Source organism: Streptomyces sp. BBFR51 (genome assembly GCF_044591655.1).
Lineage (GTDB): Bacteria > Actinomycetota > Actinomycetes > Streptomycetales > Streptomycetaceae > Streptomyces.
The window spans coordinates 908,600-929,717 of record NZ_CP172448.1 but is presented as its reverse complement, the minus strand read 5'-3'; the positions used below and the strand labels follow the sequence as shown (position 1 = coordinate 929,717).

The window sequence follows — 21,118 nt, the reverse complement described above, 5'->3', positions numbered from 1 at the left end:
CGTTCCACCCCGTTCCACCACTCGCACAGCCCAGGAGACACCATGTCCTCGTCCCAGCCCCTTAGCGGCGTCGTGCCGCCCGTCTGCACCCCCCTGGATGCGTCGGGCGAGGTCGACACCGCCTCCCTCACCCGGCTCGTCGAGCACCTCGTCGGCGGGGGAGTGCACGGGCTGTTCGCCCTGGGCTCCAGCAGCGAGGTCGCCTTCCTCACCGACCGTCAGCGTGCCCTTGCCCTGGACACCGTCGTCGAGGCGGCCGCGGGCCGCGTCCCCGTCCTCGCCGGCGTCATCGACATGACGACCGCCCGCGTCCTCGTCCACGCCGAGGCCGCCCGGAAGGCGGGCGCCGACGCCCTCGTGGCGACCGCCCCCTTCTACGCCCGCACCCACCCGCGCGAGGTCGCCCGCCACTTCCGCGCGATCCGTTCCGCCGTGGACCTGCCCCTGTACGCCTACGACCTGCCCGTCTCCGTGCACACCAAGCTCTCCACCGCCCTGGTGCGCGAACTCGCCGAGGACGGCACGCTGGCCGGCCTCAAGGACAGCAGCGGAGACGAGGGCGGCCTGCGCCGGCTCGTCGTCGAACTCGGCGGACGCCACGGCCGCGCCGACGGCCCCGCTCCCTCCTTCAGCATCCTCACCGGCTCCGAACTCACCGTGGACGCCGCCCTGCTGGCCGGCGCCGACGGCGTGGTCCCGGGCCTCGGCAACGTCGAACCGGCCGGCTACGTCCGCCTCTACGACGCCGTGCGCGGCGGCGACCTGGACGGCGCCGTCAAGGAACAGGAGCGGCTGGTCGAGCTGTTCGGCCTGGTCGACGCGGGCCCGGAGCACGAGATGGGCCGCAACTCCTCGGCCATCGGCGCCTTCAAGCACGCGCTGCGGCTGCTCGGGGTGTTCACCCACGGCACCACCGCCGCCCCGCAGATCCAGCTGGGCGAGGCCGGCGTCGCCCACGTCGAGCGGCACCTGCGCGGCGCCGGGCTGCTGCCGGTCCGATGACCGCACGCCACCTCGACGCGCCGGTGATCGGCCTCGACCTGGGCGGTACGAAGATCGCCGCCGCCCTGGTCGGAGCCGACGGCACCGTCCTGGCCCGGCACACCCTGCCCACCCCGGCGACACGGGGCGCAGGGGCGGTGCTCGACGCCCTGGCCGAGGCCGCCCGCGCCGTGTGGGCGCCCGGCACCACCGCGATCGGCGTCGCCGCGGCCGGCGTGATCGACCCCGTCACCGGGACCGTCACCAGCGCCACCGACACGATCCGCGGCTGGGGCGGCACCGCCCTGGCCGCGGGCCTCGCGAACCGCACGGGATCCCCCGTGGCCTGCGACAACGACGTACGCGCCGCCGCCGCGACGGAACTGGACGGCCCGGACGACGACGGCACCCTGCTCTACGCCGCCGTCGGCACCGGAGTCGGCGGCGCCGTCGCCGCGTCGGGACGCATGCTGCACGGCGCCGCCGGGATCGCCGGGCACCTCGGGCACCTGCCCAGCCCCGAGGCGGACGGGCTGCCCTGCACCTGCGGTGCCACCGGCCACCTGGAGGCGATCGCGGCGGGTCCCGCCATCACCGCGCGGTACACGCGCCTCAGCGGGGAAGGCGCCGACCGTCTGCAGACCGTCGCCGAACGTGCCGCCCACGGCGACCCGCACGCCACGGCGGCCATCACGCTCGGCGCCCGCGCGACGGGCCGGGCCCTGGGCGGTCTCGCCAACGCGCTCGGCCCGCACCGTGTCGTCGTCGCCGGCGGCGTGCCGCGGATCGGCCCCCTGTACCGGGAGGCCCTGGACGCGGCCTTCGCCGCCGAACTCATGCCCCCGCTGCGGACGTTGCGACCCGTGCCGCCGCGTGGCGGCGCCGACGCCGCGGTCCTCGGCGCGGCCGCGCTGCCCGGCACCCTGCCCCTGCACCGTCCCCACACCACCGGAGCACCGTCATGACCCCGCCCCCGCCCCAGCCCTCGTCCCCGTCGTCCCTGGCCGAAGTGCTGGAAGGCCGCCTGATCGTGTCCTGCCAGGCACCTCCCGGCGACCCGATGCGCCACACCGACACCCTCGTCCGGATGGCCCTCGCGGCCCGGTCCGGCGGCGCGGCGGCGGTGCGCGTCAACGACCCGGAGGTCGTCGCGGCCACGGTCGCGGCCGTCGACCTCCCGGTGATCGGCCTGTGGAAGGACGGCGACAGCGGCGTCTTCATCACGCCGACCGTGCGTCACGCCGTCGCCCTCGTCGAGGCGGGCGCCGCGGTCGTCGCGGCCGACGCCACCGCGCGCCCGCGCCCCGACGGCAGCACCTTCGCCGAACTCGTCGAGGCCGTGCACGCGGCGGGCGCCCAGGTCATGGCCGACGTGTCGACCCTGGGCGAGGGCCGCGCGGCCGCCGACCAGGGAGCCGACCTCATCGGCACCACCCTGTCCGGCTACGTGCCGGGCTCCCCGGTGCAGACCGCCCCGGACCTGGCCCTCGTCACCGACCTCGCCCAAGCGCTCGACACCCCGGTGATCGCCGAGGGCCGGATCGCGACGCCGCAACAGGCCGCCCGGGCGCTCGCGGCGGGCGCGCACAGTGTCGTCGTCGGCACCGCCATCACCGCGCCGACCGCGCTGACCCGCCTGTTCGTGGAGGGCCTCACCGCCTGACCGGGTGGTGTGCGCGAGGGGCGGTGGGAGACCGGCTCCCACCGCCCCTCGGGCGTACCACTGCGGAGGCGTCGCGGATCAGACCGCCGGCGCCGGGTACGTCGGGTACTCCACCCCGGAGACGTGCTGGACGACGCGGACGACCTGGCAGGAGTAACCGAACTCGTTGTCGTACCAGAGGTAGAGGATCGCGTTGTCGCCCTCGACCTTGAGCGCGCCGGCGTCCACGATCGAGGCGTGCCGCGAGCCGATGAAGTCGCTGGAGACGGCGTCGGGGGCGCCGATGAAGTCGATCTGGCGCTTGAGCGGCGAGGTCAGCGACACCTCGCGCAGATGGTCGAGGACCTCCTCGCGGCTGGCGTCACGGGCCAGTTGGAGGTTGAGGATCGCGATCGACACGTCCGGCACGGGCACCCGGATCGAGCTGCCGGTGATCCGCGCCTTGAGGTCCGGCAGCGCCTTGGCGACGGCGGAGGCGGCGCCCGTCTCCGTGATCACCATGTTCAGTGGCGCGCTGCGGCCGCGGCGGTCCGACTTGTGGTAGTTGTCCAGCAGGTTCTGGTCGTTGGTGAAGGAGTGGACCGTCTCCACGTGACCGCGCAGCACGCCGTACTCGTCGGCCATCGCCTTCAGCGGCGGCACGATCGCGTTGGTGGTGCAGGACGCGCAGGACAGGATCTGCTCGTCCGGCTTGATGGTGTCGTGGTTGACGCCGTGGACGATGTTCGGGACGTCGCCCTTGCCCGGCGCGGTCAGCACGACCTTGTCGATGCCGGGGCGCAGGTGCTTCGACAGGCCCTCGCGGTCGCGCCACTTGCCGGTGTTGTCGATGAGGATGGCGTCCTTGATGCCGTACGCCGTGTAGTCGACCTGCGTCGGGTCGTCGGCGTGGATCACCTTGATCGCGTTGCCGTTGGCAAGGATCGTGCGGTTGTCCTCGTCCACGGTGATCGTGCCCTGGAACTGGCCGTGCACGGAGTCGCGGCGCAGCAGCGAGGCGCGCTTGACGATGTCCTCGGCGGCCCGCTCGCCCCCGCCCCGGACGACGATGGCGCGCAGCCGCAGGCCGTTGCCCGAGCCCGCCTTCTCGATGAGCAGGCGGGCCACGAGCCGGCCGATGCGCCCGAAGCCGTACAGGACGACGTCGCGGGGCTCGCGGAGGTCGATCTTGTTGGCCCCGGTGGCCCCGGCGACGGCCTCGGCGGTGAACTCCTGCACCGTCAGCCCGCGGTCGTCGCCCTTGTAGGTCGCGGCGAGCATGCCGATGTCGATCTGGGAGGGACCGAGATCGAGCGTGGTGAGGGCTCGCAGGAAGGGCATCGTCTCGGTGACCGACAGCTCCGCGCCGGCTATCTGGCGGGCGAAGCGGTGGGTCTTGAGGATGCTGACCACCGACTTGTTCACCAGGGAACGGCTGTGCAGCAGGATCGTGACGTCCTGCTCCCGGTGCAGCTTCCCGATCATCGGGATCATCGATTCCGCGGTCTCTTCGCGGTTCTTCCAGTTGGTGAACGAGTCGTCGTTGACAGTCACGTCTCTATCTTTCGAGCTAGGCGGCGCTCATATGCTAACCACACCGCCTAGCTGGTCGATCAAGTGGGCCCCTCCCTGATCAGATGAGTACGGGATCCGTGCCGCTTGCCCGGGTGGACGGCGGGCGGAAGGGTGGGTCCATGCACTCGACGCGCGTCTCCCGCCACGTGAACGCCCCGCGGTCCGCCGTGTACCGCGCGCTGCTCGACGCGGACGCCGTCGCGGCGTGGCGCTCCCCGGACGACATGACCGCACAGGTGCACGCCTTCGATGCCCGCGAGGGCGGTGCCTTCCGGGTCTCGCTCACCTACGAGGCGTCCACGGGCACCGGCAAGTCCGGCGACCGCACCGACACCTACCACGGGTACTTCGCACGGCTCGTGCCCGACGAGCAGGTGGTGGAGGTGCTCGCGTTCGAGTCGGCCGGCCCGGCCTTCCAGGGCACGATGACGATGACCACCACGCTCACCGACGTGGACGGCGGCACCGAGGTCGTCGTCGCCCACGACGGTCTCCCCGACGCCGTGCCGGCCGCTGACAACGAGACGGGCACCCGCATGTCCCTGGCGAAACTGGCCGCGCTGGTGGAGGCCGGTGGGCGCCAGGGGTGAAGGGCCCGGGGCGGGGCTCGCCACGCGGGCGGGCGTGTCGAACAGGATTGCGCCGTGGACCACCGGGTACGCGAGCCTGGACCGTGCTCGTGCCGATCATGCGTGCGGGCCGAACCACGCCGCTACCAGGGAATCTGCCATGGAGACACCCGCGAACGACCACCCCGTCACGCCCGCCCAGCGGGCGCTGGACACGCTGGCCGAGAACACCGAGGACACGGCGGCGCTCGACACGCTCGCGAGCAGCGACGTCCTCGTGCCGGTGCCCGACGACGCGAACGACCAGGACGCCGCCGACCCCGGGATGCTGGCGCTGCCGGTGCTGGAGCAGCAGGGCGGCCGGCAGGTGGTGCCCGTGTTCACCTCCGAGCTGGAAATGGCCGACCTGCTGCCGTACGTCTCCCGCTACCGCATGGTGCCGCTGGGTGCCCTCGCCTCGCAGTGGCCGGCCGACGACCTGTCCCTGTCCATCGACGCCGGTTCGGAGCACCGCCTCACCCTCACGTCGGACGGGGTGCGCTCGCTGCTGGCCCGACCCTAGGGAAGGGGGCCTTCGGGGCCCTCACCGTCGCCGAGCACGCGGGCCAGCGCGGCCCGCTGCAGCGGCAGTACCTCGGTGTGCAGGTCGCGTCCCCTGCGGGTCAGCGCGACCCGCACGCCACGCCGGTCCTCCGCGCACGTCGAGCGCTCGACCAGCCCGTCCTTCTCGAGTCGCGCGATGAGCCGGGACAGCGCGCTCTGACTCAGGTGGACCCGGCCCACCAGGCTGTGCACCCGGCACCGGGCGTCGCCCTCCCCGAGCGCTTCGGACGCCTCGGTCGCGAGGATGTCGAGCACCTCGAAGTCGCTCGCCCCCAGACCGTACGGATGCAGCGCCCGGTCGATCTCGCACATCGTGCGCGCGTGCACCGACAGGATGTCCCGCCACCGGTCCTCGAGCCGCGCACCGGCCGTCATGGCTGCCATACCCGCACGGTAGCACCGGGACAGCATTCGTTGAATGCGCAAATACCTTCGCGCGAGGAGCCGGCGGACTCAGGCGGAGTCCCGCCGCACCAGCTCCGCCGGCAGGTCGGACGCGACGAGCACCTCCCGGTACCGGACAACGAGAGGGAGTCCGGGGACAACGGGACCCCGGCTGCGGGACAGTGGAGGGACACGGTACGGGGCGGGCCCGCACGAAGGGGAGGACGAGATGCCGAGGACCCCCGTGCACGGCACGCGTCTCGACATCCTGGAGTGGCTGAAGGACCCGGTCGCGCACTTCCCCTCGCAGCGTCACGTGGACGCCGCCGAGCACGGCGTCCACGTGGGCCTCGTCGCCGAAAGGCTCGGCGTGCCCCGCCGCGTGGCCGCCAGGCACCTCGGCCTCCTCACCGCGCTCGGGCTGCTGCGCACCAGCAGGATCCGCCGCCGTACGTACTACCGGCGCGACGAGGTGCGGATCGCCGAGGTGGCGCGGATGTTCGAAAAGGGCTGGTAGGTGCGGACGAAGCGCCCGCGCTAGGCTGGGTGGCGGCCGCGGCTCACGCGCGCGGCACGGCGGTGGGGCCCGCCGTACCCGAACCGCGGCACAGTCGCCGCCAACGGTCCCTACTTGCGAACGGTGGCATCCCCCTGCCCGGCGAGTAGGAGACGTACGACCATGACAGCCCCGAAGACCGACCGTATCGGCGGTGTCCGGCCGACCGCCCCGGGGCGGTCGAGGTGGCGCTCCCAGGCACCGGTCGTCTCGGTCGTGGCCCTCGGCGGCGGCACCGGAGCCGCCGCCCGCTACGCGGCCTCCCTGTGGTGGCCGACGCAGACCGGCGGATTCCCGTGGACGACCTTCGGGGTCAATGCCGTCGGCTGCGCCGTGATCGGCGTGTTCATGGTGGTCATCACCGAGGTGTGGGCCGCCCACCGCCTGGTCCGGCCCTTCTTCGGCACCGGCGTGCTCGGCGGCTTCACCACCTTCTCCACCTACGCGGTCGACAGCCGGCACCTGTTCGCCGACGGCCGGGTCCGCACCGGCCTGGCCTACCTCGCCGCGACCCCCCTCGCGGCACTCACGGCGGTGTGGCTCGCCGCATGGGCGGCCCGCCGCGTCCTGAAGTGGAGGCAGTCATGACGAGGCTGACCGGCAGCGCGCTGCGCGTGACCGTCTTCGTCGGCGAGAACGACACCTGGCACCACCGCCCCCTGTACTCGGAGATCGTCCACCGGGCCCACGCGGCGGGCCTCGCGGGCGCCAGTGTGTTCCGCGGCGTCGAGGGCTACGGCGCCTCCTCCCTGATCCACACCACCCGGCTGCTGTCCCTGAGCGAGGACCTGCCGGTGGCCGTCGTCATCGTCGACACCGAGGAGCGCGTACGGGACTTCCTGCCCGTCCTCGACGAGCTGGTCACCGAGGGGCTGGTCGTCCTGGACGACTGCGAGGTCGTCAGGTACGAGGGTAAGAGGTCGTTGTGAACTGGCTGCTGGTCGTCGCGGGCGGCATGGTCGGTGCCCCGCTGCGCTACCTCACCGACCGCGCGGTGCAGTCCCGGCACGACTCGGTCTTCCCCTGGGGCACCTTCACGGTGAACGTCGTCGGCTGTCTGGTCCTGGGCCTGCTCAGTGGCGCCGCGCTGGCCGGCGCCGCCGGTTCCGACCTGCGGCTGCTGCTGGGGACCGGACTGTGCGGGGCCCTCACGACGTACTCGACCTTGTCCTACGAGACGCTCCGGCTGGCCGAGACCGGTGCCCGCCTCCAGGCCGGCGTGAACGTGGTGGCGAGTGTGGCGGCCGGCCTCGCGGCGGCGTTCGCGGGGGTGACACTGGCCGACGCGCTCTGGCCGTGACGCGGGAGGCTCACCCGCGTGTAGTAGGAACTGGGTTCCATGAGCGCCATCAGCATCGGTCAGGCCGTCGTCCTCGGAGCCGTCGAGGGGGTGACCGAGTTCCTCCCGGTCTCCTCCACCGGACATCTCAAGATCGTCGAGGGGTTGATGGGCATCCCCGTCGACGACGACGCCGTCATCGGCTTCTCGGCGGTCATCCAGGTCGGCGCGATCGCCGCCGTGCTCGTCTACTTCTCCAAGGACATCGCGCGCATCGTCTCCGCCTGGGTGCGCGGGCTGCGCGACCGGGAGGAGCGCTACCACCACGACTACAAGTTCGCCTGGTGGGTCGTCTTCGCCACGATCCCGATCGTGCTCGTCGGCCTGGCCGCCAAGCCCCTGATCAAGGGCCCGCTGGCCTCGCTGTGGGTGGTCGCCGGCTCGCTGATCGTCGGCAGCGGCGTGATGTGGTGGGCGGACCGCACCGGCCGGCACAAGCGCGGCGAGGACGACACGTCCTTCAAGGACGCGATGCTGGTCGGCGGCTCCCAGATCCTCGCCCTGCTCTTCCCGGGGTTCTCCCGCTCCGGCGCCACCATGTCCACCGCCCTGCTGCTCGACCTAGACCGGGTCGCCGCCACCCGGCTGTCGTTCTTCCTGGGCATCCCGGCCCTGACCGGCGCCGGCCTGTACGAGCTCAAGGACGCCCTGGGCACGGGGGCGGGTGCCGCGCCCCTGGCGGTCGGCACCCTCGTCTCCTTCGTGGTGGCCTACGCCTCCATCGCCTGGCTGCTGAAGTTCGTCGCCAAGCACTCCTTCAACGCGTTCGTGATCTACCGGATCGTGGTGGGTGTCCTGCTGTTCGGGCTGCTCGGCGCGGGCGTGCTGCACAGCTGACCGCCGCCGCACGCCGACCCCGACCCGCGCACCCCCGCTCAGCCGGCGGCGCGCAGCGGCTCCCCGACGCTCCTCATGTGCCGCAGGGCCTCGCGGTGGGAGGCCAGCAGCCCCGTCTGGTGGTACGGGACGCCCAGCTCGGCGCAGTACGCCTCGGTGATGGTCTGGGCCCGGCCGAGGGCGGGGGTGGGCATGCTGGGGAAGAGGTGGTGCTCGATCTGGTAGTTGAGGCCGCCCATGAAGGCGTCGATCATGGCGCCGCCCCGCACGTTGCGGGAGGTGAGGACCTGGCGGCGCAGGAAGTCCAGCCGCATGCCCTCCTCGATCATCGGCATGCCCTTGTGGTTGGGCGCGAAGACCGAGCCCAGGTAGATCCCGAACAGGCCCTGGTGCAGGGCGATGAAGGCCAGCGCCTTGCCCGGCGACAGCACCGTGAACAGGCCGCCGAAGTACACGACGAAGTGGGCGACGAGGAGGGTGCCCTCCAGGACCGGCCGCTTCACGGCCCGGCTGCCGAGCGCCTTGAAGCTGTTGAAGCTCAGGTTGAGGCCTTCCAGCGTCAGCAGCGGGAAGAACAGGGCGGCCTGGTGTTTGCCGATGAACCGCGGAAGCCCGGTCGCCCTGCTCGCCTGACCCCGCGACCACACCAGGATGTCGGGGGAGACGTCCGGGTCCTTCTCCTCGTGGTTGGGGTTGGCGTGGTGGCGCGTGTGCTTGTTCATCCACCAGCCGTAGCTCATGCCCAGCAGCAGGTTGGCCGCCAGCAGGCCGCCCGTCTCGCTGGGGCGCCGGCGTGAGAAGACCTGCCGGTGGGCGAGGTCGTGGGCCGCCAGTCCGAGCTGGCCGAAGACCACGGCGAGCGCGACCGCGACGAACAGCTGACTCCAGCTGTCCCCCAGGGCGACGAAGGCGGCGACACCGCCGGCGAGCGCGAGGGCGACGGCGCCGAAGCGCACCGTGTAGTAGAGCGGGCGGCGCCGGAGCAGCCCCGCGTCGGCTATACGCCGTGAGAGTTCGGAAAAGTCGCTTCCCTTTTCGCGTTCCTTCTCCTGTTCGCGCGCGGGCAAATTCTCGACGAGCACCGTTGGATTGGCCATGGGGCACAGTATGTGGGCTGGTTCACGGCGGGGGGATGGCGGCTACCCCCGAAGCGGGGGTGTGGCCAGCACCACCACGGTCCGGGGGCCTGCCCCTGCCTGCCTTCCCGCGTCCGGACCGGCCCGGAGGGAGAATGGCGATCATGAGCACACGGACGAGCTTCCGGCCGGTCCTGGAGCGCATCGCCGAGGAGATCGAGCGGACCCCGGGCACGGGACGGGCCGCCGACTACATCCCCGCGCTCGCCGCCCGCGATCCACGCCGTTTCGGCATGGCCGTCGCCGAGCCGGACGGCACGGTGTACGGGGTGGGGGACTGGCGGGAGCCGTTCTCCGCCCAGTCCATCACCAAGGTCTTCACCCTCGCCCTCGACCTGGCCAGGGAGGGCGACGCCCTGTGGGAGCACGTGGGCCGCGAGCCGTCCGGCAACCCGTTCAACTCCCTGGTGCAGCTGGAGTACGAGAACGGCATCCCGCGCAACCCGTTCATCAACGCGGGCGCCCTCGTCGTCACCGACCGGCTGCACACCCGTACCGGCGACGCGGCCGGCGAACTGCTCGCCTTCCTGCGCGCGGAGAGCGGCAACCCGGACCTGACCTACGACGAGGAGGTCGCCGCCTCCGAGGCCGCGCACGGCGACCGGAACGCCGCGCTGGCGCACTTCATGGCGTCCTACGGCAACGTCGACAACCCCGTACCGGTGCTCCTGGACCAGTACTTCCGGCAGTGCTCCGTCGCCGCGTCCTGCGCCGACCTCGCCCTGGCGACCGGGTTCCTGGCCCGGCACGGCATCCGCGCCGACGGCACCCGGCTGCTCAGCCGCAGCCGGGCCAAGCAGATCAACGCGGTGATGCTGACCTGCGGGACCTACGACGCGGCCGGCGACTTCGCCCACCGGGTGGGCCTGCCCGGCAAGAGCGGGGTCGGCGGCGGCATCATCGCGGTCGTGCCGGGCCACTGCACGCTGTGCGTGTGGAGCCCCGGCCTGGACGAGCGGGGCAACTCGGTGGCCGGGGTGGCGGCCCTGGACCGCTTCACGACGCTCACGGGACTGTCCGTGTTCTGATGCGTCGAACGTGTCGGATGTGTCGGACGTGGTGAACGCCTCGAAGGCCTCGAAGGCCTCGACCGTGCGGGGCTTCGTCAACTCCCGTCGTCCCGCACGAGCTTGAGCCGCAGGGCGAGCGCCATGACGCCCGCGCCGAGCCCCGCGACGCCCAGGATCGCGCCGGTCTCCGGCCAGCCCGGGTCGCCCTCGGCCGGCTTCGCCGCGGTCGCCGCCGCGGGCACCGCCTGCGGACCCTGTCCGGGCGGGACGTCCCCAGGGGCCAGCGAGCCCACCGGCTCGACCCGACCGGCCGCCTCGAACCCCCAGTCCAGCAGCGAGCGGGCCTCCTCGTACACCGCGTGGCCGCCGCCCTCCTGCGGGTTCATCACGGTCACCACCAGGGTGCGCCCGTCGCGGCGGGCGGCGGCGATCAGCGTGTTGCCCGCGTTGCTGGTGTAGCCGTTCTTGACGCCGATCAGCCCCGGATACGGTTCCACGCCGTCCGCCCCGGTGAGCAGCCGGTTGGTGTTCATGATCCCGTACGAACTCCCGTCCCGGCCCGGGAACATCGCGTCGACCTTGGCGCAGTACCGCGCGAAGTCCGGACGCCGCAGCCCGGCCCGGCCGAAGACCGCCAGGTCGTACGCCGAGGAGACCTGGCCCGGCGCGTCGTACCCGTCGGGCGAGCGTACGTGGGTGTCGCGGGCGCCCAGCCCACGGGCCTTGGCCTGCATCCGGTCGGCCGTGGCACTCCAGCCGCCGGTGAGCGAGGCCAGGACGTGCACGGCGTCGTTGCCGGAGTTGAGGAAGACGCCGTTCCACAGGTCGGAGACCCGGTACGTCTGGCCCTCGACGACACCGACCAGACTGCTGCCCGGCCCGATGCCGGCCAGGTCGTGGGTGCTGACCTCGTGCCGGATGCCGCCCGGCAGGACCGGCAGCACCGTGAGGGCGAACAGTGTCTTGAGGGTGCTGGCCGGGGGCAGTTCGCGGTGGGCGTCGTTCGCCGCGAGCACATCGCCGCTGCCGGCGTCGGCCACGACCCAGGACAGCGCGGAGACTTCGGGGACCCGGGGCGCCCCGGGGCGCGGCCGGACCTGGGTACCGGAGCGGTACAGCGCCGACGGCTGCGCCGTGGCCCGGGGCCCGCCGGGCGGACCGGGGTCCGGCCGCTCCGCACGGGCGGCTGCGGCGGCGGGCATGAGCGTCAGCAGCCCTGCCACGCAGAGCACGCAGGTGGATCGAGCCGCCCAGGATGAGAATCCGATAGTCATACCGCAAACGTAGGAACGGACCCCCGAACCGCCACGCTGACCGGGCCGACTCGCGCACGCAAGCACCCGGATGCCGTAAAGGAGACCGGCGCGCGCTGTCAGTCGACGGGCAGCGTCGGCTGTACCTGGCGCAGGAAGGTGGCGTTGTCCGGCGTCCGGCGCAGCCGCTCCAGCAGGGTCTCCAGACCGGAGAGCCCGTCCCGGGACCCCAGGGCACGCCGCAGGCCGCGCACGGCACTCGCCTCCGCGGAGGACAGCAGAAGCTCCTCGCGCCGGGTGCCCGAGCCGATCATCTCCACGGCGGGGAAGACCCGGCGGGAGGCCAGCTCCCGGCTGAGCCGCAGCTCCATGTTGCCGGTGCCCTTGAGCTCCTCGAAGTAGAAGTCGTCGGCACGCGAGCCGGTCTCCACCAGGGCGGTGGCGAGGATGGTGAGGGAGCCGCCCTCCTCCACCTTGCGGGCCGCGCCGAAGAAGCGCTTGGGGCCCAGCAGTGCCCCGGCGTCGACGCCGCCGCTGAGGGTGCGGCCGCCGGACGAGGCGGCGTTGTTGTGCGCCCTGCACAGCCGGGTGAGGGAGTCCAGGAGGATCACGACGTCCTCACCGGCCTCGACGAGCCGCTTGGCCCGCTCGATCACCAGGTCGGCGAGCGCGATGTGCTGCTTGGCGCTCTGGTCGAAGGTCGAGGCGTACACCTCTCCCCGCACCGAGCGCCGCATGTCGGTGACCTCCTCGGGGCGTTCGTCGAGCAGCACCACCATCAGCCGGGACTCGGGGTGGTTGCCGGCCACCGCGGCGGCGATCTGCTGGAGCAGTACGGTCTTGCCGGTCTTCGGCGGAGCGACGATCAGGCCGCGCTGGCCCCGGCCGACGGGGGCGATCAGATCGATGACGCGCCCGGTCAGACCGGCCGCCGGGTGTTCGAGCCGCAGCCGCTCGTGCGGGTGCAGCGGGGTCAGGTCGGAGAAGTGCCGCCGGCCGCCCCGCGGGTCCGGCGTACGGCCGTTGACGCGGACGACGTCGGTCAGGGTGCGCCGGTCGCCGCGCACGCCCTCGACGAGGTCGCCCTTGCGCAGCCCGTGCCGTCGGATGAGCGCGGGTGCGAGGGCGAGGTCGGAGGGCTCGGGCTGGAGGCTCTTGCCCCGCAGGCGGCCCTTCCCGCCCGTGTCGATGTCGAGGACACCGCTCGCGATCTCGGCAGGGGACTGCTGTACAGGGGGGTGTTCGAGTGTGGTGGTCATGGTGGTCGGTCCTTTCGAGGACACGGGCATGGGACATGCGGAGGGGGAAGGGGGAAGGCCGCGCGAGGGGTCGTACGACACGCCTCCGGACGGCGGGAACAGCACCTCGGGTACAGCGGGGGCGAAACCCTGCTCACGAGGTTGGGCTGAGAAGCGGACGCGTCGGTCGCACCAGGACGGGCGGATCCGCGAACCGAAGGGAAACTGGCACCGGCGCCCAATGGAGGGCGTACACAAGTGCTGATCGCACCGTACCACAGGAAGGGGCGCCGTGGCGGTGGGGTGGGACATTCGGCGTCCCACACCCCTCAACGCGGCCGGTGCGCCGCCTATTCCGTCTTCCTTTCCGTCTTCCTTCCTCTTCCTTTTCGTCTACCGCATGTGCCGGGCCGGACTCAGCCGCCCGAACGCGCCCGAGCCTCCTGCGCCTCCCCGGCGATCCGCTCGAACTGCGCGGCCATGGCCGCCTGCAGGGCCTGCGCGCCCGACAGCGGACGCACCATCACCGTCAGCTCGTCGATGCGGCCGGACTCGTCGAGGTGCAGGAAGTCGCAGCCGCTGATCTCCCGGTCGCCCACCCGCGCCGCGAACACGAGCGCGTGGTCGCGGCCGTCGGCCTCGCCGATGACGCGCTCGTAGCGGAAGTCCTCGAAGACGCGCTCGACCGCGCGCAGGATCGCCGCCGTGATCGCCTTGCCCCGGTAGGGCTTGAAGACGACGGGGCTGGTGAAGACCACGTCGTCGGCCAGCAGTGCCTCGACGGCGTCCAGGTCGTGCGCCTCGACCGCCGCGCGGAATGCCCGCATCGCAACTCCCTCATGCTAAACTATTTGACTAGGTGTGGAGTAGATTAGTCTGTGCTTGCTAGCGTGTCGACATGTCTCTCAAGTACGCCGTCCTGGCCGCCCTGCTGGAGGGCGAGGCCTCGGGATACGAGCTGTCCAAGGTGTTCGACGTGTCGCTCGCCAACTTCTGGCCCGCCACGCCGCAGCAGCTCTACCGGGAGCTGGAGCGCCTCGCGGGCGACGGGCTGATCGAGGCCCGGACGGTGCCGCAGGAACGCAGGCCCACCAAACGGCTGTTCTCGCTCACCGCGGCCGGCCGGGAACAACTGGGCGCCTTCGCGGCCGAACCGACCCGCCGCCCCACCGCCATCCGCGACGAGTTCCTGATCAAGATGCAGGCCATGGACGGCGTCGACCCGGAGGCCGTCCGCGCGCTGGTCGAGGAGCGCAGGGTCTGGGCCCTGGGCAAGCTCGCCCGCTACGAGCGCGTGCGTGAACGCCTCCTGGACGGCCGCACCGAGGAGGAACACCTCCGGGACGCCGACCGCGTCGGCCCCTACCTGACACTGCTCGCCGGCATCACGTTCGAGCGGGAGAACGCCCGCTGGTGCGAGCGCGTCCTCACCGTGCTGAGCCGGCGGCGTGCCCCGGCCGGACCCGGCGGACACGCCCTAGGCTGACCGGATGTTCAGCCCCGAAGGCCCCACCCTGCGCGAACTCGCCGTCCAGGCACTGTCGTCGGTCGAGCGCGGCTACGACCTGCTCGCCCCGAAGTTCGACCACACCCCGTACCGGACGCCGGGGCGGGTGCTGGACGCCGTGGCCCGCGCGCTGGCGCCGATGGGGCCGTTCGGCGCCGGACTCGACCTGTGCTGCGGCACCGGCGCGGGCGTGCACGTACTGGCCCGGGTGTGCCGGGAGAGCGTGACGGGGGTCGACTTCAGCGCGGGAATGCTGGAGGTCGCACGGGGGCGCGCCGTGCCGCCGGGCCCGGCCGTCTCCTGGGTGCGCGCGGACGCCCGCGACCTGCCGTTCGGGGCCGCTTTCGACCTCGTGGTGAGCTTCGGTGCGTTCGGGCACTTCCTGCCCCGCGAACTGCCGGGCCTGTTCGGCCAGGTGCGTTCCGTGCTCCGGCCGGGCGGCCGGTTCGCCTTCCCCGTCGTGGCCCCGCCCCGGCCCGGCTCCCCGGGATACTGGACGCTGCTGGGCTTCGACGCGGCGATGCGGGTGCGCAACGCGCTGTGGCGGCCGCCGTTCGTCATGTACTACCGCACGTTCCGGCTCGGGGACGTGGGCCGCGAGTTGTCGCGCGCGGGCTTCCGGGCGGACCTGCACGCCCTGCCGGAGTTCGGGCGCCGGCCCGACGGCAGCCCGCGCGTCCGGCTGGTCGTGGCCCGGCGACTGCCGTAGCGCGCGGCGTCATCCGGCCGCGGGCAGCGTGAACTCGTAGACCAGCGCGTCCTGTCGGGTGTCCACCAGGAGGTCCGTGATCTCCAGTGGCCGCTCGTACTGGTCGTGCACCCGCCGCACGACCCGCACCGACGCGGGGTCCGTGAGCTGGGTGATGGTGTCGCGGTGATGCAGCGTCAGGCCCGCCCTGCGCATCCAGTCGTAGGCCCGCCGCAGCTGTGCCGAGGCGACGCCGTCGGCGCGGTCGCGGTAGCGGGCCAGTTCCTCGACCTCGGCGAGCGCCACGGCCGAGAACGAGGTCACGGCCGTCCGTCGGCCGCTTCCGCCGGCGCTCGCCGACGTGTAGCGGTGCATCAGGGTCGGCCGGCCCGGCGCCAGCCCCAGCTCCGCCGCGTGCTCCGGCGGCGGCGCCTCCCAGGCGACGGTGGCACGGTCGCCGGTGCGGGGCTCCGCCGCCCGGGCGCCGACCGGGAAGACGAGGGGCGCCGGACTTCCGGCCGGCGGCCCGGGCAGGGTGGCGTGACTGCCCCGCCGGTCGGTGGTGAGCAGACCGTCCCGGCGCAGCACCTCCAGCGCCTGGCGCACGGTCTCCCGGCTCACCCCGAAGTGCTCGGCCAGGCGGCGTTCGCCCGGCAGTCGTTCGCCGGGTGGGACGGCGCCGTCGCGCAGCTCGCCGAGCAGCTGGTTCGCCACCCGCAGGTACAGGGGCTGGACGTCGGCGGGGGAGTGGTCGTGCGGGGTGGTGCGGGCCATGCCGCGCCCTCCTGTTGGTGACGTACGGTAGCCGCGCGGGCTCGGTGCGCCACCACAAGTATCATTGGTCTAAACCAGCAGGGAAGCCCGGTCCGCCGGTTCGGCCGAAACACCACCCACGCAAGTCAGACGTACGAGCGCAGCCAGCGCAGCTTGGCGGCCTCCTGGAAGGGACCGCCGCCCTCGTGGTCGTTGAAGTCGTACACCTCGATCGCCTTGTCCTCGTGCGCCCAGGCGTTGAACGCGGCGAAGACGGTCGACGGCGGGCAGGTCTGGTCCTCCAGGGCGGCCGAGAACAGGGCGGGCGCCCGGCCCCGCGCCGCGAAGTGCACGCCGTCGAAGTAGGACAGCGTCCGCCGCGCGTCCTCGGCCCGGCCGCGGTGCGTCTTCAGGTACAGGCCGACCTCGCGGTAGGGGTGCCGGTCGGTGAGTGTGGTCGCGCGCGGGAAGTCGCACAGGAACGGCACGTCCGGCGCGACGGCCGTCAGGTCCGGCACCAGGCCGCCCACCGCTATCGTGATGCCGCCGCCCTGGCTCGCGCCCAGCGCCACCGTGCGGGCCGGGTCGGTCAGCGGATGGGAGCGGGCCGCCTCGACCGCGCGCACGGCGTCGGTGAAGACCCGGCGGTAGTAGTAGTTCTCGGGGGCGTCCAGGCCGCGGGTCATGAAGCCCGGGTACGCGGGGGCGCCGCCGACCGGGTCCGCGGTCCCGCCACCGCCGCCCCAGGCGCTGCCCTGGCCGCGGGTGTCCATCACGAAGTGCGCCCGGCCCGTGGACGCCCACAGCAGGTGCTCGTGCGGCAGTCCGCGCCCGCCGCCGTACCCGACGAACTCCACGACCAGCGGCAACGGCTCGGCCGTCGCGGCCGGCAGGGTCAGCCAGCCCTTCACGGGGTGGCCGCCGAACCCGGCGAACGTCACGTCGTACACCCGCACCGTGGACAGTCCCGTGTCGACCGGTTCGAAGCGGGCGTCCAGGTCGTGCTCGCGGGCCTTCCCGAGCGTCTTGTCCCAGAACGCGTCGAAGTCCTCGGGCTCGGCCGACGCGCTGCGGTGGCCGCGCAGTTCGTCGAGCGGAAGGTCGAACAGGGCCATCGAGAACCGCCTTCGCGAGGAGATGTGCCGGACCGTGCGGATGATCACACCGTACGTGAGCGCCCCACGGGCCCACCAGGTCTGGCCCGTTCACGCGGACCGCGCGGGCCGGGCGCCGTCAGGCCCGGCGGTGCGTCCACTGCGGCTCGGTGAGGGCCCAGTCGCGGTCCCACTCCGTCATGCGGTGCCGCAGGGCCACAGCCCGTACGCCGCGGTGCGCGAGGAGGACCGTGAGCGCCGTCCCGATGGCCGTGAACGAGCCGACGGTGGCGCTGTGCTGCCAGACCTCGGCACCGTCAGAGGGCGGCGGCACGCTCTTGCCGTGGGAGTCCAGCCACACGTCGGCCGTCTCCCCGTGCCGGGTGCCGGTCGGCACCCGCGCCGTCGTGGTCTTCTCCGTGCCGTCCGGCGCGCTCCAGCGCACGGTCGCGCGATACGAGTGCTGACCGCCGAGCTGGCTCGACGACAGGGTGTCGGACGTCTTGTCGACCACCGTGGCCCGGACACGGTGCCGCTCCGCCCGCTGCTCCGCGACGATCGCCTGGGCCTGCCCGTACCCCCACCAGGCGGTGGCGGCCCCGAGCAGCGGTGCGCCCACGAACAGCAGGAGGGCGACGACCACCACGGTCCACGCCTCGACGACGTCCGACCGGCGCCGCAGCGGATTGCGCCGCCAGCGCCAGCCGCGTACCCGGGTTCGCATGTCGACCTCCCCGCGATCACCGCGACCGGAGGAGCGGACGGGCGGCCGTCAGAGCGCGGGGGCCGCCGCGCCTCCGTGTCGCGCCACGTGTGCGAGTGCCCGCACTGTTCTGGTACCCAGTCCGGCGTGCCTCGCTCAGGATCCGGCGCACGTCCGGGTCCCGAGTCAGCCGAAGCGCTCGATCCGGATCCGGTCCACGGGCTGTCCGGCCGCCACCAGCAGCCGTGACGCGTGCTCGGCGAAGGAGTTCGATCCGCACACGTAGGCCTCCCAGCCGCCGGCGGGCGCCTCGGCCAGGAGCGGCGCCAGGTGCGCGGCCGACAACCGTCCCACGGGGGTGCCGGCCGGCGCGCTGCGGGTGAACACGGGTGTCGTCTCCGCGCCGAACTCGCGGGCGTAGATCAGTTCCTCGGGGCCGCGCGCGGACACCAGCAGCCGCACCGGCACCGTCAGACCCAGCGCCCTGTGGTGCCGGACCATCGACATCAGCGGGACCACACCGGAACCGGCGCCCAGCAGCAGGGCGGGCCGGTCGCCCGGCCAGGCGAAGAATCCGCTGAGCGGGCCGCGCACCTCGATCCGGTCGCCGGGCCGCGCCACCGTGTGGAACCAGCCCGACACCTCTCCGCCGGGCACGCGGTCCAGGGTCAGCTCGATGTGGCCCGAGTCGTCCGGCGCGGAGGCCAGCGAGTAGTGGCGCTGGGCCCGGTAGCCGTCCTCGGCGGTCAGCCGCAGCATCAGGTGCTGGCCGGGCAGGTGGCCCGCCCAGCCGGGCACGGCGAGGCGGAAGGTCGACGCGTGGGGCGTCTCGCGGCGGATCTCCGTGAGCGTGGCCGTCTGCCACACCCCGGCCACCTGGCCGGTCACCTCGATGCGTCCGGGCACGGCGAAGCGGGTCGGGGGAGTGAAGGCCCCCGTCGTGTGCGGGGCTGTCTCAGTCACCGGAGTACCGCTGCTCCTGCCATGGGTTGCCGCGCGCGTGGTAGCCGTTCTGCTCCCAGAAGCCCGGCTCGTCGTGGTCGAGGAGCTCAAGACCCGCGATCCACTTGACGCTCTTCCAGAAGTACAGGTGCGGCACCACCAGCCGCGCCGGGCCGCCGTGCTCGGGGGCGAGCGGCTGCCCGTCGTACTCCCACACGATCCAGGCCCGTCCGCCGGTCAGGTCCGCGAGCGGCAGGTTCGCGGTGTAGCCGGTGTGCGCGTGGGCGACGGCGTGCGTGGCGGACGGCAGCGGACCGGCGGCGTCCAGGAAGGCGTCCAGGGACACGCCCCCGAACCGCACACCGAACTTCGACCAGCCGGTGACGCAGTGGATGTCGCCCGCGTACCCGGACGTCGGCAGCAGACGGGCCCCGGCCAGGTCCCAGGTGCGGGGCTCGGCCACGAGACCGCCCACGCGGAAGGTCCAGTCGGCGGGCTCGATGTCGGGCGTGACCTCGGCGGACAGGACGGGCCAGTCCTCGCCCGCGTCGTACTGGCCGGGCGGCAGCCCGGGCCGGGCGGCGCGCGGGCGGCCGGTGAAGCCTCGGGTGGTGTTCATGCGGTGGGGCCTTTCGGGCCGTGGGGCGGGCTGCCCGCGGCCGGTGTGATCTGTGCGTACCCGGTCAACGGTACGTGCCCCGGAGTGCTGCTCAGGCCTCGTCGTCACCTCGCGGCGCACCCTGCCACGCGTTGTACCGCTCCAGATACGCCGCGAAGCGGACCAGGTCCTCCTCGGGCCAGTCCACGAGCCGCTGCCGTACGGCCGTCCGCCGGCTCTCGGTGACCTGGGCCAGGATGTGCCGCCCGGCCCGCGTCAGGTGCAGGAGCTGGACGCGGTGGTCGTCCGGGTCGACGCGCCGCTCGATCAGCCCGGCGCGCTCCAGCGCGGACACCTGGCGGCTGACGGTGGACTTGTCCAGGGCGTAGTGGGCGGCCAGGTCGGTGGCCCGGTGGCCGTCCCGCTCCTCCAGATGCCCGAGCAGCGTGTACGACACGAGGGACAGCTCCGGATGCATGCGCCCCGCCAAGGCCCGGGCTCGGCGGGCGAAGGCCGTCATCTCGCGCTGGATGGTCTCCACGGCCGCGTCCGCCGGGCGCTCGCCCGGGGCGACCGCCGTCTCGTCCGGCGTCTCGGCAGCCGTCACGGGTCCTCCTCCGCCTTGCCAGTTGCACAGTACAACTTGAAGGGGGAAGGGCGAACAACCTGACGGGGAAGGCCGGACAACCTGACGGGGAAGGCCGACGGCGGCTGATCACCTGAGGTAGTGTGACCGGCGGCCGCGGACAGCCCCGGCCGCCGGACGCCAGGGAGGTGAGACCCATTACCGCTGTGTCGGTCCGGGTGCTCTCACCCCACGGCAGTGCGGTCACCGGCATCGGGTGACCGCGAGAGCGCCCTTCGGTTCCCGAAAGGCTCTCGGCTTCCATGCCTCCCACGTTTCCCGCGTCCCCCTCGCCCTCCCTCTTCTCCGCCGCCCTCCCTTCGCGTGACTCCGTCGTGGCCGCGCTCCGCGCCGCCGGCTGCGTCTTCGCGGAGGACGAGGCGGAGCTTCTCCTGAGCGCCGCCGGCACCGCCGCGGAACTCACCGCGCTGGTGGACCGCCGCGTCACCGGGCTGCCCCTCGAACTCGTCCTGGGCTGGGCCGAGTTCCGCGGCCTGCACATCGCCGTCGCCCCCGGTGTCTTCGTGCCCCGCCGCCGCACCGAGTTCCTGGTGTCCGAGGCCCTCGCGCACGCACCGCACGCGACCGTCGTCGTGGACCTGTGCTGCGGCTCCGGTGCCGTCGGCGCCGGCCTGGCCGCCGCGCTCGACCGGCCCGAGGTGCACGCCGCCGACGTCGACCCGGCCGCCGTGCGCTGCGCCCGCGGCAACCTCGCGGGCGTGGGCGGGCGGGTGTACGCCGGTGACCTGTTCGACGCGCTGCCCGAGGCGCTGCGCGGCCGGGTGGACATCCTCGCGGCCAACGTGCCCTACGTCCCCACCGACGAGGTCGCCCTGCTGCCCGCCGAGGCCCGCGAGCACGAACCGCTGGTCGCCCTCGACGGCGGCGCCGACGGCCTCGACGTACTGCGCAGGGTCGCGGCCGCGGCGCCCCGCTGGCTCGCGCCGGGCGGCTGCCTGCTGGTCGAGACGAGCGAACGCCAGGCACCCGCGGCCGTGGACGCCTTCCGCCGGGCCGGCCTGACGACCCGCCTCGCGGTCTGTGAGGAGCTGTACGCCCATGTGGTGATCGGCGTCGGAGGCTGA

Annotated in this window: 26 protein-coding genes; 14 read left to right on the top strand and 12 right to left on the bottom strand. The window is 73.2% G+C overall.

Translation table 11 applies throughout. The features are described from left to right. Window positions 1–42: 42 nt before the first annotated feature. From ACGH7X_RS04320 to ACGH7X_RS04310, 3 genes are read left to right on the top strand one after another with little or no spacing between them, the layout of a single operon-like run. Window positions 43–1,002, top strand: coding sequence for a dihydrodipicolinate synthase family protein (locus tag ACGH7X_RS04320; protein WP_399881782.1), 960 nt, complete (start codon window positions 43–45; stop codon window positions 1,000–1,002). After that, complete coding sequence (locus ACGH7X_RS04315) at window positions 999–1,946, top strand: ROK family protein (protein WP_399881780.1); 948 nt, start codon at window positions 999–1,001, stop codon at window positions 1,944–1,946. Before ACGH7X_RS04320 ends, ACGH7X_RS04315 begins: the two co-directional genes overlap by 4 nt. Continuing rightward, complete coding sequence (locus ACGH7X_RS04310) at window positions 1,943–2,644, top strand: N-acetylmannosamine-6-phosphate 2-epimerase (protein WP_399881778.1); 702 nt, start codon at window positions 1,943–1,945, stop codon at window positions 2,642–2,644. Before ACGH7X_RS04315 ends, ACGH7X_RS04310 begins: the two co-directional genes overlap by 4 nt. Window positions 2,645–2,722: 78 nt before the next feature. On the opposite strand, the gene ACGH7X_RS04305 is transcribed toward ACGH7X_RS04310, so the two are convergent. Continuing rightward, the gene (locus ACGH7X_RS04305; protein ID WP_399881776.1) at window positions 2,723–4,177 is read right to left on the bottom strand and encodes a glyceraldehyde-3-phosphate dehydrogenase; all 1,455 of its coding nucleotides are present in this window, start codon (window positions 4,175–4,177) and stop codon (window positions 2,723–2,725) included. Window positions 4,178–4,317: 140 nt separating this feature from the next. Between ACGH7X_RS04305 and ACGH7X_RS04300 the strand changes: the two genes are divergently transcribed. Next, the gene (locus tag ACGH7X_RS04300) at window positions 4,318–4,788 is read left to right on the top strand and encodes an SRPBCC domain-containing protein (protein WP_399881774.1); all 471 of its coding nucleotides are present in this window, start codon (window positions 4,318–4,320) and stop codon (window positions 4,786–4,788) included. 139 nt (window positions 4,789–4,927) lie between these two features. Continuing rightward, window positions 4,928–5,329 (top strand): SseB family protein, encoded by a 402-nt coding sequence (locus ACGH7X_RS04295; protein WP_399881772.1) that lies wholly within the window; start codon window positions 4,928–4,930, stop codon window positions 5,327–5,329. Here ACGH7X_RS04295 and ACGH7X_RS04290 read toward each other — a convergent pair. After that, window positions 5,326–5,754, bottom strand: a complete 429-nt coding sequence (locus ACGH7X_RS04290; RefSeq protein ID WP_399881770.1) for a MarR family transcriptional regulator — start codon at window positions 5,752–5,754, stop codon at window positions 5,326–5,328. The genes ACGH7X_RS04295 and ACGH7X_RS04290 overlap by 4 nt on opposite strands. A gap of 229 nt (window positions 5,755–5,983) precedes the next feature. Here ACGH7X_RS04290 and ACGH7X_RS04285 point away from each other — a divergent pair, with 229 nt between their 5' ends. The 5 genes from ACGH7X_RS04285 to ACGH7X_RS04265 all read left to right on the top strand — a co-directional run bounded on the left by ACGH7X_RS04285 (window position 5,984) and on the right by ACGH7X_RS04265 (window position 8,486). Beyond that, window positions 5,984–6,271: an ArsR family transcriptional regulator gene (locus tag ACGH7X_RS04285; RefSeq protein WP_399881768.1), complete on the top strand. Its 288-nt coding sequence runs from the start codon at window positions 5,984–5,986 to the stop codon at window positions 6,269–6,271. Window positions 6,272–6,433: 162 nt separating this feature from the next. Then, window positions 6,434–6,898, top strand: a complete 465-nt coding sequence (gene crcB, locus ACGH7X_RS04280) for a fluoride efflux transporter CrcB (RefSeq protein ID WP_399881766.1) — start codon at window positions 6,434–6,436, stop codon at window positions 6,896–6,898. Beyond that, window positions 6,895–7,239, top strand: a complete 345-nt coding sequence (locus ACGH7X_RS04275) for a DUF190 domain-containing protein (protein ID WP_399881764.1) — start codon at window positions 6,895–6,897, stop codon at window positions 7,237–7,239. The genes crcB (ACGH7X_RS04280) and ACGH7X_RS04275 overlap by 4 nt, the downstream gene beginning before the upstream one ends. After that, on the top strand, window positions 7,236–7,610 hold the full coding sequence (gene crcB / locus ACGH7X_RS04270) for a fluoride efflux transporter CrcB (protein ID WP_399881762.1): 375 nt from the start codon (window positions 7,236–7,238) through the stop codon (window positions 7,608–7,610). The genes ACGH7X_RS04275 and crcB (ACGH7X_RS04270) overlap by 4 nt, the downstream gene beginning before the upstream one ends. A 39-nt stretch (window positions 7,611–7,649) precedes the next feature. After that, complete coding sequence (locus ACGH7X_RS04265) at window positions 7,650–8,486, top strand: undecaprenyl-diphosphate phosphatase (protein WP_399881760.1); 837 nt, start codon at window positions 7,650–7,652, stop codon at window positions 8,484–8,486. 38 nt (window positions 8,487–8,524) lie between these two features. On the opposite strand, the gene ACGH7X_RS04260 is transcribed toward ACGH7X_RS04265, so the two are convergent. After that, entirely contained in the window at window positions 8,525–9,583 is a 1,059-nt protein-coding gene (locus ACGH7X_RS04260) for a fatty acid desaturase family protein (protein WP_399881758.1), read from the bottom strand. 134 nt (window positions 9,584–9,717) lie between these two features. On the opposite strand from ACGH7X_RS04260, the gene ACGH7X_RS04255 reads away from it, so the two are divergent. Then, on the top strand, window positions 9,718–10,650 hold the full coding sequence (locus ACGH7X_RS04255; RefSeq protein WP_399881756.1) for a glutaminase: 933 nt from the start codon (window positions 9,718–9,720) through the stop codon (window positions 10,648–10,650). A 77-nt stretch (window positions 10,651–10,727) separates the two neighbouring features. Here the strand turns inward: ACGH7X_RS04255 and ACGH7X_RS04250 are convergent, their stop codons facing one another. From ACGH7X_RS04250 to ACGH7X_RS04240, 3 genes are all read right to left on the bottom strand, one after another. Then, window positions 10,728–11,906 (bottom strand): D-alanyl-D-alanine carboxypeptidase family protein, encoded by a 1,179-nt coding sequence (locus tag ACGH7X_RS04250; protein WP_399881754.1) that lies wholly within the window; start codon window positions 11,904–11,906, stop codon window positions 10,728–10,730. 98 nt (window positions 11,907–12,004) lie between these two features. Further along, window positions 12,005–13,144, bottom strand: a complete 1,140-nt coding sequence (rho, locus tag ACGH7X_RS04245; RefSeq protein WP_399881752.1) for a transcription termination factor Rho — start codon at window positions 13,142–13,144, stop codon at window positions 12,005–12,007. A 395-nt stretch (window positions 13,145–13,539) separates the two neighbouring features. Next, window positions 13,540–13,950, bottom strand: a complete 411-nt coding sequence (locus ACGH7X_RS04240) for a nuclear transport factor 2 family protein (protein WP_399881750.1) — start codon at window positions 13,948–13,950, stop codon at window positions 13,540–13,542. 71 nt (window positions 13,951–14,021) lie between these two features. Between ACGH7X_RS04240 and ACGH7X_RS04235 the strand changes: the two genes are divergently transcribed. Then, the gene (locus ACGH7X_RS04235) at window positions 14,022–14,609 is read left to right on the top strand and encodes a PadR family transcriptional regulator (RefSeq protein WP_399881748.1); all 588 of its coding nucleotides are present in this window, start codon (window positions 14,022–14,024) and stop codon (window positions 14,607–14,609) included. Window positions 14,610–14,613: 4 nt separating this feature from the next. Then, window positions 14,614–15,339: a class I SAM-dependent methyltransferase gene (locus ACGH7X_RS04230; protein ID WP_399881746.1), complete on the top strand. Its 726-nt coding sequence runs from the start codon at window positions 14,614–14,616 to the stop codon at window positions 15,337–15,339. A gap of 9 nt (window positions 15,340–15,348) precedes the next feature. Here ACGH7X_RS04230 and ACGH7X_RS04225 read toward each other — a convergent pair whose 3' ends face one another. The 6 genes from ACGH7X_RS04225 to ACGH7X_RS04200 form a co-directional block, all read right to left on the bottom strand. Next, window positions 15,349–16,092, bottom strand: a complete 744-nt coding sequence (locus ACGH7X_RS04225; RefSeq protein ID WP_399881744.1) for a GntR family transcriptional regulator — start codon at window positions 16,090–16,092, stop codon at window positions 15,349–15,351. A 125-nt stretch (window positions 16,093–16,217) separates the two neighbouring features. Beyond that, window positions 16,218–17,186: an acetylxylan esterase gene (locus tag ACGH7X_RS04220; protein WP_399881742.1), complete on the bottom strand. Its 969-nt coding sequence runs from the start codon at window positions 17,184–17,186 to the stop codon at window positions 16,218–16,220. 118 nt (window positions 17,187–17,304) lie between these two features. Further along, on the bottom strand, window positions 17,305–17,889 hold the full coding sequence (locus ACGH7X_RS04215; RefSeq protein WP_399881740.1) for a hypothetical protein: 585 nt from the start codon (window positions 17,887–17,889) through the stop codon (window positions 17,305–17,307). 165 nt (window positions 17,890–18,054) lie between these two features. Next, window positions 18,055–18,831, bottom strand: a complete 777-nt coding sequence (locus tag ACGH7X_RS04210; protein ID WP_399881738.1) for a ferredoxin reductase — start codon at window positions 18,829–18,831, stop codon at window positions 18,055–18,057. Further along, a complete protein-coding gene (locus tag ACGH7X_RS04205; protein ID WP_399881736.1) occupies window positions 18,824–19,429 on the bottom strand; it encodes a sulfite oxidase-like oxidoreductase in 606 nt (201 codons plus the stop codon). Before ACGH7X_RS04205 ends, ACGH7X_RS04210 begins: the two co-directional genes overlap by 8 nt. 91 nt (window positions 19,430–19,520) lie before the next feature. Beyond that, window positions 19,521–20,015, bottom strand: a complete 495-nt coding sequence (locus ACGH7X_RS04200) for a MarR family winged helix-turn-helix transcriptional regulator (protein WP_399881734.1) — start codon at window positions 20,013–20,015, stop codon at window positions 19,521–19,523. Window positions 20,016–20,296: 281 nt separating this feature from the next. On the opposite strand from ACGH7X_RS04200, the gene ACGH7X_RS04195 reads away from it, so the two are divergent. Next, entirely contained in the window at window positions 20,297–21,118 is an 822-nt protein-coding gene (locus ACGH7X_RS04195) for a putative protein N(5)-glutamine methyltransferase (protein WP_399881732.1), read from the top strand.

Excerpts from the sequence above, each read along its gene's own strand:
- ACGH7X_RS04320 (WP_399881782.1), top strand. The coding sequence starts at position 43 with ATGTCCTCGTCCCAGCCCCTTAGCGGCGTCGTGCCGCCCGTCTGCACC.
- ACGH7X_RS04315 (WP_399881780.1), top strand. The coding sequence starts at position 999 with ATGACCGCACGCCACCTCGACGCGCCGGTGATCGGCCTCGACCTGGGC.
- ACGH7X_RS04310 (WP_399881778.1), top strand. The coding sequence starts at position 1,943 with ATGACCCCGCCCCCGCCCCAGCCCTCGTCCCCGTCGTCCCTGGCCGAA.
- ACGH7X_RS04300 (WP_399881774.1), top strand. The coding sequence starts at position 4,318 with ATGCACTCGACGCGCGTCTCCCGCCACGTGAACGCCCCGCGGTCCGCC.
- ACGH7X_RS04295 (WP_399881772.1), top strand. The coding sequence starts at position 4,928 with ATGGAGACACCCGCGAACGACCACCCCGTCACGCCCGCCCAGCGGGCG.
- ACGH7X_RS04290 (WP_399881770.1), bottom strand. The coding sequence starts at position 5,754 with ATGGCAGCCATGACGGCCGGTGCGCGGCTCGAGGACCGGTGGCGGGAC.
- ACGH7X_RS04285 (WP_399881768.1), top strand. The coding sequence starts at position 5,984 with ATGCCGAGGACCCCCGTGCACGGCACGCGTCTCGACATCCTGGAGTGG.
- crcB (WP_399881766.1), top strand. The coding sequence starts at position 6,434 with ATGACAGCCCCGAAGACCGACCGTATCGGCGGTGTCCGGCCGACCGCC.
- ACGH7X_RS04275 (WP_399881764.1), top strand. The coding sequence starts at position 6,895 with ATGACGAGGCTGACCGGCAGCGCGCTGCGCGTGACCGTCTTCGTCGGC.
- ACGH7X_RS04265 (WP_399881760.1), top strand. The coding sequence starts at position 7,650 with ATGAGCGCCATCAGCATCGGTCAGGCCGTCGTCCTCGGAGCCGTCGAG.
- ACGH7X_RS04260 (WP_399881758.1), bottom strand. The coding sequence starts at position 9,583 with ATGGCCAATCCAACGGTGCTCGTCGAGAATTTGCCCGCGCGCGAACAG.
- ACGH7X_RS04255 (WP_399881756.1), top strand. The coding sequence starts at position 9,718 with ATGGCGATCATGAGCACACGGACGAGCTTCCGGCCGGTCCTGGAGCGC.
- ACGH7X_RS04250 (WP_399881754.1), bottom strand. The coding sequence starts at position 11,906 with ATGACTATCGGATTCTCATCCTGGGCGGCTCGATCCACCTGCGTGCTC.
- rho (WP_399881752.1), bottom strand. The coding sequence starts at position 13,144 with ATGACCACCACACTCGAACACCCCCCTGTACAGCAGTCCCCTGCCGAG.
- ACGH7X_RS04240 (WP_399881750.1), bottom strand. The coding sequence starts at position 13,950 with ATGCGGGCATTCCGCGCGGCGGTCGAGGCGCACGACCTGGACGCCGTC.
- ACGH7X_RS04235 (WP_399881748.1), top strand. The coding sequence starts at position 14,022 with ATGTCTCTCAAGTACGCCGTCCTGGCCGCCCTGCTGGAGGGCGAGGCC.
- ACGH7X_RS04230 (WP_399881746.1), top strand. The coding sequence starts at position 14,614 with ATGTTCAGCCCCGAAGGCCCCACCCTGCGCGAACTCGCCGTCCAGGCA.
- ACGH7X_RS04225 (WP_399881744.1), bottom strand. The coding sequence starts at position 16,092 with ATGGCCCGCACCACCCCGCACGACCACTCCCCCGCCGACGTCCAGCCC.
- ACGH7X_RS04220 (WP_399881742.1), bottom strand. The coding sequence starts at position 17,186 with ATGGCCCTGTTCGACCTTCCGCTCGACGAACTGCGCGGCCACCGCAGC.
- ACGH7X_RS04215 (WP_399881740.1), bottom strand. The coding sequence starts at position 17,889 with ATGCGAACCCGGGTACGCGGCTGGCGCTGGCGGCGCAATCCGCTGCGG.
- ACGH7X_RS04205 (WP_399881736.1), bottom strand. The coding sequence starts at position 19,429 with ATGAACACCACCCGAGGCTTCACCGGCCGCCCGCGCGCCGCCCGGCCC.
- ACGH7X_RS04195 (WP_399881732.1), top strand. The coding sequence starts at position 20,297 with ATGCCTCCCACGTTTCCCGCGTCCCCCTCGCCCTCCCTCTTCTCCGCC.